General features: G+C 56.9%; 10 protein-coding genes and 1 pseudogene. 10 read left to right on the top strand and 1 reads right to left on the bottom strand.

Going from position 1 to position 12,710, the window contains the following annotated elements; all coding sequences use genetic code 11:
• Positions 1–70 precede the first annotated feature (70 nt).
• The 8 genes and pseudogenes from ACI0FG_RS10055 to ACI0FG_RS10020 all read left to right on the top strand — a co-directional run bounded on the left by ACI0FG_RS10055 (position 71) and on the right by ACI0FG_RS10020 (position 7,361).
• The gene (locus ACI0FG_RS10055) at positions 71–931 is read left to right on the top strand and encodes an HDOD domain-containing protein (RefSeq protein ID WP_419784859.1); all 861 of its coding nucleotides are present in this window, start codon (positions 71–73) and stop codon (positions 929–931) included.
• Positions 932–1,813 carry an MBL fold metallo-hydrolase gene (locus ACI0FG_RS10050; RefSeq protein ID WP_419784858.1) on the top strand — a complete coding sequence of 294 codons (882 nt, stop codon included), beginning with the start codon at positions 932–934 and terminating at the stop codon, positions 1,811–1,813.
• 85 nt (positions 1,814–1,898) lie between these two features.
• Positions 1,899–2,294: pseudogene (locus tag ACI0FG_RS10045) on the top strand (response regulator).
• Positions 2,295–2,478: 184 nt separating this feature from the next.
• Entirely contained in the window at positions 2,479–3,594 is a 1,116-nt protein-coding gene (ricT, locus tag ACI0FG_RS10040) for a PSP1 domain-containing protein (RefSeq protein ID WP_419784857.1), read from the top strand.
• A gap of 36 nt (positions 3,595–3,630) precedes the next feature.
• Positions 3,631–5,607, top strand: coding sequence for a methionine--tRNA ligase (metG, locus tag ACI0FG_RS10035; protein WP_419784856.1), 1,977 nt, complete (start codon positions 3,631–3,633; stop codon positions 5,605–5,607).
• A 221-nt stretch (positions 5,608–5,828) separates the two neighbouring features.
• Entirely contained in the window at positions 5,829–6,113 is a 285-nt protein-coding gene (locus tag ACI0FG_RS10030; protein ID WP_419784855.1) for a hypothetical protein, read from the top strand.
• Positions 6,089–6,445 (top strand): hypothetical protein, encoded by a 357-nt coding sequence (locus ACI0FG_RS10025; protein ID WP_419784854.1) that lies wholly within the window; start codon positions 6,089–6,091, stop codon positions 6,443–6,445. Before ACI0FG_RS10030 ends, ACI0FG_RS10025 begins: the two co-directional genes overlap by 25 nt.
• Positions 6,446–6,581: 136 nt before the next feature.
• A complete protein-coding gene (locus tag ACI0FG_RS10020) occupies positions 6,582–7,361 on the top strand; it encodes a hypothetical protein (protein WP_419784853.1) in 780 nt (259 codons plus the stop codon).
• Between the two features lie 66 nt (positions 7,362–7,427).
• Here the strand turns inward: ACI0FG_RS10020 and ACI0FG_RS10015 are convergent, their stop codons facing one another.
• Positions 7,428–7,715 (bottom strand): FeoA family protein, encoded by a 288-nt coding sequence (locus ACI0FG_RS10015; RefSeq protein WP_419784852.1) that lies wholly within the window; start codon positions 7,713–7,715, stop codon positions 7,428–7,430.
• A 320-nt stretch (positions 7,716–8,035) separates the two neighbouring features.
• On the opposite strand from ACI0FG_RS10015, the gene carB reads away from it, so the two are divergent.
• Together carB and purF are read left to right on the top strand one after the other, a co-directional pair.
• Complete coding sequence (gene carB / locus ACI0FG_RS10010) at positions 8,036–11,272, top strand: carbamoyl-phosphate synthase large subunit (RefSeq protein WP_419784851.1); 3,237 nt, start codon at positions 8,036–8,038, stop codon at positions 11,270–11,272.
• Positions 11,273–11,291: 19 nt separating this feature from the next.
• Positions 11,292–12,707 (top strand): amidophosphoribosyltransferase, encoded by a 1,416-nt coding sequence (purF, locus tag ACI0FG_RS10005; protein ID WP_419784850.1) that lies wholly within the window; start codon positions 11,292–11,294, stop codon positions 12,705–12,707.
• Positions 12,708–12,710 lie beyond the last annotated feature (3 nt).

Here is a 12,710-nt window from a genome sequence, read left to right as displayed (position 1 = left end):
GTCTATCTTGGAAAAGACAGCGTGGCCTGCTGCCTCGAAACCGCATCACCCTTATCCAATCGTGTGACCAATGCAGGATGCCAGAAAGAAGCTCTTGAATGCAGTGGAGAAGATGCCCGCCTTTCCCAAGAGTGTGCATCAGGTCCTCAAGCTCGCTTCAAATATCAACTGCCCGCAGAAGGAACTCGTCGAGGTCATCAAGCGTGACCCCGTTTTCACGCTGAAGATCCTGCGTCTGGTCAACTCCGCATATTTTGGGCTTTCCCGCGAAATAACATCCATTAATCAGGCTTCCGTGTATCTCGGGCTCAATACGCTCAAGAACGTCGCTTTGGGGCTCGCGGCCGTTGGTGCCATACCCAAGGCCAATGTGGCAGGGCTGAACATGGGCGCCTTCTGGCTCCATTCGCTGGCTGTGGCCACGGCGACCCGGACGCTTGGATCCATGCTCGGTGTTTGCCGGGACGATGCGGCGGACTATTTCGCTGCCGGGCTGTTGCACGATGTCGGCAAGGTGGTCTTCGCCTTGTACATGCCAGAGGAATTCCAGCTCGCTCTCAAGCTGGCGGCGGATGATAATATCCCTCTCTACAAGGCCGAGGAAGAATGCATCGGGGCTACGCACGCCGATATCGGCGCACTGCTGGCGGAAAAGTGGAACCTGCCGACTTCTCTTCACGAGGTCATTCAGCGCCATCATGAAGTCGGCGATGGTGGGGAATCCCAGTTGCTGGACTGCGTTTTTGCCGCTAATCAGGTGAGCAAGAAGCTTGCCTTCGGCGCAGCCGGAGATTTCATTTTCCTGCCGTTGCCTGGCGGCATAGAGGCCCGTTTTGCCCTGGATCTGGACGGAGTGATAGGCGAGATGCCGACCCTGGACGAAGAAGTGGAACATGCCCGTGTCTTCATCAAACTCGGGGAGGCTTCGTAAATGCGTTTGCAATTTCGTGGCACTCGCGGTTCAGTGCCCGCGCCAGGGGCGGACACCGTCCGCTATGGCGGCAATACCACCTGCCTTGAGGTTACATCGGAGGAAGGCGGGGTGATTGTTCTGGATGCCGGGACCGGCATCCGTTCCGTCGGTCTGGGGCTTGCATCCCACATGCCGGTCGATTGCCATGTGTTCATCACCCACACGCACTGGGACCATATCCAGGGGCTGCCTTTTTTTGCGCCGCTTTTTGTACCTGGCAACACGGTATGCATTTATGGACCGCCTGATCCGCTTACCATGACAGGCATCGAGGCGGTGCTGACCAAGCAGATGGAGTATCCGCATTTTCCGGTTCGGGTTGCCGAGCTGCTGGCCGACATCGAATATGAGACCTTGCGCGACGGGCAGGTTGTCGACCTCGGTTTTGCCACGGTTTCCACCATGCTCATGAATCACCCGGCCCTGAATTTCGGTCTCAAGGTGCAGTGTGACGGCCGGACATTGTTTTTTACAGGTGACCATGAGCCGTTCTACAATATTTATGCGCCGGGCGATGCCGATTATGAGGAATACGGCAAAATAGTGGATGAACGGAACCGCAGAATTACAACTTTTTTGAAAGACGTGGACGTCCTGGTTGTGGATGCGCAATATACCGAAGAGGAATATGAGTCCAAGCAGGGCTGGGGACATTCCACCTTCGAGCGCGCATTGGATTTGGCAGAGGAGGCCGAAGTGGGCAGGGTGTATCTGACCCATCACGAAACAGCCCGGACGGACGCTGAAGTGGATGGAATTCTGGAATGCCTCCGGCGGGAAAGGGGCAACAGCCGTGTGGAGTTCGACATGGCGCGCGAGGGGGAGATCGTAGAGGTGTAGGCTGCTGAAAACAGGGAGCACCGGTGACTATGTATTTGCCAAGTCACAGGTGAAAGGGGTATGGAAAACCCATGTGGAGGACGAGATGAAAGCGTTGATCGTGGATGACGATTTTTATAGCCGAAACATGATTCATGAAATTCTGCGGCCCGTGGCCCATTGAGACATTGCCGTCAATGGGGAGGAGGCCATAGAGGCCTTTCGACGTGCCCTTGCGCAGAATGAACCCTATGATCTGATCTGCCTTGATCTGCTCATGCCGGAGCTGGACGGACAGCAGGCCCTGCGCGAGATCCGTTCCATAGAAAAGGAATTCAACGTGGCCATGCAGTCCGAAGTCAAGGTGGTGGTCACTACCATGCTCGACGACGAGCAGGAAACGCATGACGCCTTTTTCCTTGGAGGAGCCACCTCCTATCTGGTTAAGCCCATTGACGAGGAAAAACTCATGGGAGAGGTGAAAAGCCTCGGGCTGATCTAGACTGACCGTCTTGACACATTGCCGATTCCCCGACGTGAGCCGGACGGCATCCCCGCAAGCGGGTGCGTTCGGTGAATTGCCGTTGCGCCATTTGCTCCTGGCGCAGTTTTCTAATATGCTATTTTTCTTTGCGACACTTTCTCCCCTCGTAAGTCGGGGGTCCATATATGCGGGATGAGCGGTAATGAGTCAAATACTTGGTGTTAAGTTTAATGATTACGGTCAGGTGTATTACTTTACATCAGGCCCCTTCGTCGTCCGGGAAGGACAGCACGTCATCGTGAAGACGGACCAGGGCATGGGACTGGGCAAGGTTATCCTTATCCGGCAGGCCCCGGTGGAGATGGCGACAGAGGATGAGGAAGGGTACAAGCCCATCTATCGGCTGGCCAACGATGAAGACATGGACGCGGTGGCTGAAAACACCGCCCAGTCAAAGGATGCCTTTGCATTCTGCCGCAAATGCGTGTCTCGGCTCGGGTTGGGGATGAAGCTTGTGGATGTGGAGGTCTTTTTCGACCGTTCGAAGATGATTTTCTATTTTACCGCGCCCGGGCGGATCGATTTTCGTGAGTTGATCAAGGATTTGGTGCGGGAGTATAGGACCCGCATTGAGCTCAGGCAGATTGGCGTCAGACATGAGACCCAGATGCTTGGAGCCATCGGCAACTGCGGCCAGATTTGCTGCTGCCGTCGGTTCATGCGCAAGTTCGTGCCGGTGACCATCAAGATGGCCAAAGAACAGAATCTGTTCCTCAATCCTACCAAAATTTCCGGTATTTGTGGCCGTTTGCTCTGCTGTCTGAGCTTTGAGCAGAAGGGCTATGAAGAGTTTCATCGCATGTGCCCGCGGGTGGGGAAGAAGTACACCACCGCATTGGGTGCGGTGAAGGTCCTGCGTTCCAATTTCTTCAAGAAATCCCTCTCTGTGCTCACCGAGAACTTTGACGAGAGGGAGGTTTCCATTGACGAATGGAATGAAATAGTTAACAAGCCGCCCAACGAGGAAGCCATGGCCGAGGCCCGCGCCCAGTCGCAAAAGACGCGACGGGGTGGTGGTCGGCGTATTCCCGCGTCTGATGCTCCCAAGGAGAATGGCCAGCCCGCTCCTGTGGGCAATGGCCAGAGCAAAGGCAAGGGGAAACCTGCCAGAGCTTCGGAATCCGAGAGCGGGGCTGTTGCCAATGAGCCCGCTTCCGGCAAGGAACGCCCCGTCCGCCAGGACGAGGACGGGGGCGACGATAGGTCCAAGAAGGTACGCCGTCCCAGAAGACGGCGTCGAAAACCGCCGAGGAAGTAACGACCGGGGTGGACCACCCGGCAAGGAGAATTTGGTTTGGATAGTTTCTACATCACCACGCCCATTTACTACGTCAACGCAAAACCCCACTTGGGCCATGCGTACACCACAACGGTGGCGGATGCCGTCACCCGGTTCCACAAGCTCATGGGCGCGGAAACGTATTTTCTGACGGGAACGGACGAGCACGGCGACAAGATCGTGAAGGCCGCTGAGGCCAATGGACAGTCGCCGCAGGAATATGTGGACGCCATCAGCGCCCAGTTCAGCGACCTCTGGCCCCAGATGAATATCTCCAACAACGATTTCATCCGTACCACCCAGCCTCGGCATATTGCGGTGGTGCAGGAAATCCTGCAGAAGGTTTTTGACGCCGGAGATATCTACTTCGGTGAGTATGGCGGACATTACTGCTTCGGGTGCGAACGCTTCTACACCGAAAAGGAGCTGGTGGACGGCAAGTGCCCGGATCATCAGACCGTACCCGAGTATATTTCGGAGAAGAACTATTTCTTCCGCATGTCCAAGTATCAGGATTGGTTGAAGGATCACATCAAGAAGAATCCGAATTTCATCCGTCCCGAGCGCTACAAGAACGAGGTCCTGAGCCTGCTGGATTCCGGCGAGCTGGAAGACCTCTGTATCTCCCGGCCCAAGTCCCGGCTGACCTGGGGAATCGAACTGCCCTTTGACAAGGACTACGTTACCTACGTCTGGTTCGATGCGCTTATCAATTACGTCTCCGCCCTGGGGTATCCCGACGGCGAAAAGTACGCCAAATTCTGGCCCCATGCGAACCATCTGGTGGCCAAGGATATCCTCAAGCCTCATGCCGTGTTCTGGCCGACCATGCTCAAGGCCGCCGGTATAGAGCCATATCAGTCGCTCAACGTGCACGGCTACTGGCTGGTCAAGGACACCAAGATGTCCAAGTCCATCGGCAATGTGATCGAGCCCCTGGCCATGAAGGATACCTACGGACTGGACGCCTTCCGCTATTTCCTGCTGCGCGACATGTCCTTTGGCCAGGATTCCAGCTTTTCCGAGGAAGCCCTGGTCGGTCGCCTCAATGCGGAGCTTGCCAATGATCTGGGCAACCTGTTCAACCGCACGCTGGCCATGACCCACAAGTACTTTGAGGGCAAAATTCCCAGGCCCGATGTGGAAGACATTGTGGACGCAGAGATCAAGAAGCTCGGCCAGGAAGCCATGGAGGCTTTTCAGGAGAACTTCGGCGACTTCAAATTCTCACGCGGCCTGGAAGGGCTGTGGGAGTTGGTGCGCGGCCTGAACAAGTACATTGACGCCACCGCGCCGTGGACTCTTTTCAAGGAAAAGAATACCGGCCGCCTCAAAACCGTGATTTACGTGTTGCTCGAAAACATGCGTAAGATCGCGGTGCACCTCTGGCCCGTCATGCCGGAAGCGAGTGAGAAAATGCTCGCCCAACTCGGCATTTGCTTTGATCCTGCCAAGATCAACCTGCCCAAGGAGCTGGATGTCTGGGGCCTATTGGAGTCCGGACATGTCGTCGCCGAGACGTCGAACCTTTTCCCGCGCGTTGATCTGCCCGCGGTAGAGCAGGCCGAAGAGAAGCCGAAAAAGGAAAAGAAGTGCGCCAAGGCCAAGGCTGACAAAGGGGCCAAGAAGGAAAGCGCGGCTAAGGCAGATGCTTCCGATGAGCCCGTCGCCATTGAATTCGAGGACTTCCAGAAGCTTGACCTGCGGGTGGGCACGGTAAAGGAAGTCGAAAAACATCCTGATGCCGATCGGTTGCTCCTGGTCCGTGTGGATCTGGGCGAGGGCGACTTGCGTCAGGTAGTGGCCGGTCTCGCCGATTTCTTCAAACCTGAGGAATTGGTGGGTCGTCAGGTCGTCATCGTGGCCAATCTCAAGCCCCGTAAGCTGCGCAAGCAACTTTCCCAAGGCATGATTCTGGCGGTCAAGAGCGGAGATGGGCTGCAATTGCTGACGCCTACCGGGGACGTTGATCCCGGAAGCAAGGTCAGCTAGAAGACTGCAATCAAAACCATAAAAAGGGGCCGTTCATTCAGAACGGCCCCTTTTTTTGTTTTGTTTCTTCATGCATGATTCCCCTAATCTATGTTTAGGTTATCTCCTTATTTTTACTATCATTTCTCGACGAAATCGCATTGTTGGGTGGCCGTCGGATCGCAAAATACCCCCATATGGACACGTCTTCCGCCAATATTCGGACGGTCCGAGGGGAAAGTATGCCCATCATTCTTGCTGATACCGATTTGAAAAAAGGACCTGCGACAGTCGAAGATCCGTTGCCGCCTACCGTCCGCTGGATTGAGGGAAAGAATGTCCAACGCATTCTCACCGAACTCAGCGGCAGCAACATCTGTTTCGTTCATTTTGAGGACCCGGCATTGTTTGCCGATGCGAATCGTTGCCTGCGTTTATGTGTTCAGTATTTTTCATCCGCCCGAACGGTTCGGTCTTCAGTTTCGCGGAGGACGGCTGCACCGTGGAGGAACTGGAAGCTGTGGTGATACGGTTGCCCGGCGTTCATTCCGTCGAGTTTGATCTGGCCGTGGCACAGTTCATGGCAGGCGATTATGACAAGGGAAAGGGACCGTTGGCAAAATCCGTTGCCCTGCGTTTCCCGGCCAGCGAATTGAGCCTGAACTTGGCGGCCTGCCTTTATGTTGCTCTGGAGCACCCGGAGGTTGCGGAAGATCGTTCCGTTATGAAGGGCCTGAATTCACTGGCTCCCGTTATCATGCGAAATAGCCGGTTGGTCAGTTCCTGGCTGGAGAACCGCTGTGCCTTCATAGGATTGCCGATTCTACTGGAGCCCAGTGAGGCAATTCCAAGTTCCTGAATCTGCTGTGATGAGAGCCGCCGTTCGTACTCAGGCCTGCTGTTCGAGTTCGGACAGCAATCCTTGGCAAGCTCTTTGCAAAACCGTTGGCAAGACAGGTCCAAATGACAAAAAATGGACGGTCTGGAGTTCAACTATGCAGAAAAAGAGTGCTGTAGGCAGCGATGCGGCGTCGGTCCGTTGTGCTGATGTGTCCGATGTCCGCAGAATCATATGGAAGGGAAACGTCGAGCAGATTGTTGCCGATCTGAACGGGGCGGAGGGCGTTTCTGCCCTGTTGGACGCTCCGGCGATTTTTTCGGATTTCGATCAGGGGATGGAATTGTGCCGACAGCTTCGCGAACGGGCCAATACCCTTTGGCAAACGGTGCTGGCCACGGTTCCCTGTCGGGAGTTGCTCTATTCCATGCGCATGGCCGGTTGTCTACGGGTTGTCGTTCTCAGCGATGTCCCTGCGACGGCGGAGGAGACTGGACGCCTTCGTGAGTTCGGCTTCGACTATGCCTTGGGCTCGCAGGAGCAGGGGAAGGGCAATGTGGAGAACGCTGCCTATTCGGTTGCCGAGCGCGAGGCCATAGTGGACCGGTTGCCCGGTTTGCACGCGGTCCAGTATGATCTGGCCGTGGCCTATTTCAAGGCGGGGCGGTACAGCGAGGTGATGCAGCCGCTCGGCAAGGCCATGACCTTGCGGTTCCCGGCCAATGAATTGTGTCTGAATCTGCTGGCCTGTCTGAGCGCTGCCCGCCAGTATCCGGATATGGCCTACGGGGCGCTTGTCCCTGCCGATCGAGGCTGGCCGCATCCGACAGTTCTGCGGAATCGGATGCTGCTCCGTTCCTGGCTGGAAAGCGGAGGAGAGGGCGGAGAAGGGCCGTTGGTTCCGGAGGCCAAAGGGAGCCCCTTGCCGGCCCAATAAAAGTAGATGTTTCAAATGCAAAGAGCCGCCTTTTGGCGGCTCTTTGCATTTGGGAAAATGGTAATGCTAGGATGCCTGAGCGTGGGGGGCAGCAGGGCAGCAGTCACAATGCGGACCTTCCGCCGAATCATTCTCCACAGCCAGGATTTTTGAGGCCAATCCGCAGCACAGGGCTATTTCCGAGCCTCGGACTCGGACCCGGCAACCGGTGGGGCCGCCTCGCAGCACTTCCACGGGGCATCCCGGCGTCATGCCCAGAGCGAGCATACGCGAACGGGCCCGCTGACCGCCGTCGATGTCGGCAATGCGGACAATGGTTCCTTCTTCAAAAGAGGTCAAAGGCTTTGATGTCATAGTTTCCCTCAAAGTTGATGTAATTGAAAATAATATTCAACTTCGATGGTGTCAATGGGAATGTTGGAGAATGTTCGGATGGTCGCCCCGGTCCCGTATGTTTTGGCGAGCGTTAGGCGGCAGAAAATCTGAAGAGAGCGGGGCGAGATGTTGCCGGTGGTTTCCGTCGGGAGTCGGGTCTCTTTTGCATTGCGTTTAGTACGGGATGCCGCTATGTAAACAGCTTGTCCGGCGGGTGGCGGTGTCGCCCGGCCAGTCCGATGCCAAAGGCACGTTATCCGACCTGAAAAGATGCCGTAACCTTAACTCGTTCCGAAAGCATGCCCAAACGTACAGATATCAAGAAGATCATGTTGATCGGGTCCGGCCCGATCGTCATTGGCCAGGCCTGCGAATTTGACTACTCCGGCACCCAGGCGCTCAAAGCGCTCAAGGAGGAGGGGTACGAGGTCGTTTTGGTCAATTCCAATCCCGCTTCGATCATGACCGATCCGGAGTTGGCTGATGCAACCTACATAGAGCCGATTACTCCCAAAGCAGTTGCAAAAATTATAGAAAAAGAGCGTCCCGACGCTCTTTTGCCAACTTTGGGGGGGCAAACCGGCCTCAACACCGCTCTGGCTATCGCCGAAATGGGCGTGTTGGAAAAATTTAATGTCGAGTTGATCGGCGCCGATATCGACGTCATCAACAAGGCCGAGAGCCGTGAGGAATTCCGGGCGGCCATGAAAAATATCGGCCTGCATATGCCGGAATCCGGCATCTGCCACACCATGGACGATGTCCGGGAATGGGGGCAGAAGATTCCCTTCCCCATCATCGTTCGCCCGGCCTATACCCTCGGCGGTTCCGGTGGCGGCGTGGCCTATAACATGGAGGAACTGGAGCAGATCTGTTCCAACGGTCTGGCTCTCTCCATGAAGCATGAGATCATGCTGGAGCGTTCCATCCTCGGCTGGAAGGAATTCGAGCTGGAGGTGATGCGCGACAAGAAAGACAACTGCGTCATCATCTGCTCCATCGAGAACCTGGACCCCATGGGCGTGCACACCGGAGACTCGGTGACCGTGGCCCCGGCCCAGACCCTTACCGACGACGAGTACCAGAAGCTGCGCGATGCCTCCCTGGCTGTCATGCGCGAGATCGGCGTTGAAACCGGCGGCAGTAATGTCCAGTTCGCGGTCAATCCCGAAGATGGCGAGATCATCATCATCGAGATGAACCCGCGTGTGTCCCGTTCGTCCGCACTGGCCTCCAAGGCTACGGGTTTCCCCATTGCCAAGATCGCGGCCAAGCTGGCCGTTGGCTATACGCTGGACGAGATTCCCAACGACATTACCCGCGAGACCATGGCCTCCTTCGAACCGGCCATCGACTACTGCGTCATCAAGATTCCCCGGTTCACCTTCGAGAAATTCCCCGGCACCGAGGACTATCTGACCACAGCCATGAAGTCCGTGGGCGAGACCATGGCCATCGGGCGTACCTTCAAGGAAGCGTTGCAAAAGGGACTTCGTTCCCTGGAAACCGGCCATTCCGGGCTGGGCGAGCGCTTCGATACCTGCGATATCGACAAGGCCGAGGTTTTGCGTCTGCTCCGGCGGCCCAATTCCCAGCGCATTTATGCGCTCAGGAACGCCATCCGCTGCGGCATGAGCGAGGATGAAATCTTCGAGGCCACCAAGATCGACCGTTGGTTCCTGCGTCAGTTTGCCGATATTCTCGACATGGAGCGCAAGCTCATCGACTTCGGCAAGCGCGAGGGCGTGGACAAGGATACTCCCGGCATGGAGAAAATTCTGCGCAAGGCCAAGGAATACGGTTATTCCGATCCCCAGCTGGCTACCATGTGGAAGACCCGCGAGGCGGAAATCCGGACCCTGCGCAAGGATTTGAATATCATCCCGACCTACTATCTGGTCGATACCTGCGCAGCCGAGTTCGAGGCGTACACCCCGTATTATTACTCCACCTATGAGACCGGCGTGGAGAACGTCCGCGACGACGTCAAGAAGGTGGTCATCCTCGGCGGCGGCCCCAACCGGATCGGGCAGGGTATCGAGTTCGACTACTGCTGCTGTCATTCTTCCTTCACCTTGAAGGAACTGGGCGTGCAGTCCATCATGGTCAACTCCAACCCCGAGACCGTTTCCACCGACTATGACACGTCCGACAAGCTCTATTTCGAGCCGCTGACCTTCGAGGACGTGATGAATATCATCGAGTTCGAGAAGCCCGACGGTGTTATCGTCCAGTTCGGCGGCCAGACGCCGCTCAACCTGGCCGTGCGCCTGATGAACGCGGGTGTGCCTCTCATCGGCACCAGCCCGGACGCCATCGACCGTGCGGAGGACCGCGAGCGGTTCAAGCAGTTCCTGAACAAGCTGCACCTGCGCCAGCCCACAAACGGCACGGCCATGTCGCTGGAACAGGCCCGCGAGGCTGCGGAGCGGATCGGCTTCCCGGTCGTTCTCCGTCCCTCCTACGTGCTGGGCGGACGCGGTATGGACATCGTCTACTCCATGGACGAGTTCGAGCAGTACTTCCGCGATTCCGCGAGAGTCTCTTCCGATCATCCGACCCTCATCGACAAGTTTCTTGAGAACGCGGTGGAAGTGGATGTGGACGCCCTGGCTGATGGCGAGGATGTCTACATCGGCGGCGTCATGGAACACATCGAGGAAGCGGGCATCCACTCCGGTGATTCAGCCTCGGTGCTGCCTCCCTACAGCCTGAGCGCGGAGCTGGTGCGCGAGATCGAACGCCAGACCGTAGCCATGGCAAAGGAGCTGGGCGTTGTCGGCCTGATGAATGTCCAGTTCGCCATCAAGGACGGCGATGTCTACATCATCGAGGTCAATCCGCGCGCATCGCGGACCGTGCCCTTCGTGTCCAAGGCCACCGGCGTGCCGCTTGCCAAATTCGCCACGCGCGTCATGCTTGGCGAGAAGCTGAAGGACCTGGATCCGTGGTCACGTCGCAAGCGTGGGCATGTTTCGGTCAAGGAGTCCGTGTTCCCGTTCAACCGCTTCCCCAATGTGGACGTGCTGCTCGGACCAGAAATGCGCTCCACGGGCGAAGTCATGGGCATCGACCCCAGCTTCGGGCTGGCCTACATGAAGTCGCAGCTCGCGGCTGGGCAGAAGCTGCCCAAGTCCGGCAACATCTTCATTTCCGCCAATGACTGGGACAAGGCCAAGCTGGTGCTGGTCGCCAAGGATTTCGTGGACATGGGCTTCAAGATCATGGCCACGGGCGGCACGGCCGATTTCCTGGAGGAAAAGGACGTGCCCGTAACCCGGGTGCACAAGGTGCATGAGGGCCAGCGCCCCCATGTGGTGGACCACATCAAGAACGGCGAGATCAATCTGGTCATCAATACGCCCTCCGGCAAGAAAACCGTGGGCGATGCCAAGGTCATCCGCCAGAACGCGCTACTCTACGACATCCCGTATACCACCACGGTATCGGGTGCCAGAGCGGTGGTTCAGGCTATACATGAGTTGAAACAGCACGGGCTCACAGTGGAGAGCCTGCAAAAGTACTACGGCGACTAGCCGCAGGACGGGAATCGGAATGAAAAAAGAGTATTGCGGATTGTTCGGCGTTTACGGCCACAAAGAGGCCGCACGCATGACCTACTTCGGTCTCTATGCCCAGCAGCATCGCGGGCAGGAGTCTGCGGGCATCGTCACCTGGGACGGCGAGAAAATCCGCGAGCAGAAGGGCATGGGCCTGGTGGCCGACGTCTTCAACGAGCGGCATCTGGGCAAGGAGCTCAAGGGCGAAATCGCCATGGGCCATATCCGTTACTCGACCACGGGAGCCTCCCTTATTCGTAACGCCCAGCCGTTTTTGGTCCGCCATGGTGACCTGCGTCTGGCCGTTGCCCACAACGGCAATCTGGTCAATACCTACGAACTCCGGCGCGAGCTGGAGGCCAGCGGATCCATCTTCCAGACCACCATGGATACCGAGGTCTTCACACACCTTATCATCAAGTATCTCAATGGTTCGGGTGATATTGAAGACGCCGTGGCCAAGGCGTGTATGAAGGTACGCGGTGCGTTCTCCATGCTCATTTTGGCCAATGACAAGCTCATTGCGGTCAAGGACCCCAATGGTGTCCGTCCGTTGGCCTTGGGCCGGGTAGGCGACCGATACGTTTTCGCCTCGGAAACCTGTGCCTTCGACCTTATCGAGGCCGAGTTTGTCCGGCCCGTGGAGCCCGGCGAGATGATCGTTGTCCAGGACAACAAGATGACCAGCCATCGCTATTGCGAGGAGCAGCCTCGCCACCAGTGCATCTTCGAGCTCATCTATTTCGCCCGGCCCGATTCCGAGGTGTTCGGCGATATGGTTTACGAGCGGCGCAAGGCCATGGGGGCCAAGCTGGCCGAAGAGGCTCCGGTGGATGCTGATTTCGTCATGCCGTTCCCGGATTCCGGCAATTACGCGGCCGTGGGATATTCTCAGGCGTCCGGCTTGCCGCTTGAGCTGGCCATGATCCGCAACCACTACGTTGGCCGTACTTTTATCCAGCCTTCGCAGGACATGCGTGATTTCTCGGTCCGAGTTAAGCTCAATCCGGTGAAATCCATGGTCAAGGGCAAGCGCATCATCATCGTGGAAGATTCCATCGTGCGTGGTACGACTATCCGTGCGCGAGTTAAGAAGCTGAGGGAGCTGGGGGCGCGGGAGATTCATCTGCGAGTCAGCTGCCCGGCTATCCGTTACCCATGTTTCTACGGTATCGATTTCTCGAGCAAGGGTGAACTCATTGCCGCGGCACATACCGAGGAGGCCATTGCCCGGTTCCTGGGCATTGAATCCCTGCACTACCTGTCCATCCCCGGACTGCTGGATTCGGTGACTGCCAAGAACGCCTGGTGTCTCGCCTGCTTTGACGGTAATTACCCGATCCCGTTGACCGACCACATGGGCAAGGGATGCCTGGAGGCCCACCCCGGCATCATCAAGGAGTTTTGCTAGGAA

Origin of the sequence: Pseudodesulfovibrio sp. 7M6, assembly GCF_050058625.1 — a bacterium.
In the GTDB taxonomy this organism is placed as follows: domain Bacteria; phylum Desulfobacterota; class Desulfovibrionia; order Desulfovibrionales; family Desulfovibrionaceae; genus Pseudodesulfovibrio; species Pseudodesulfovibrio salinus.
This window is presented reverse-complemented; position numbering and strand designations above follow the sequence as displayed.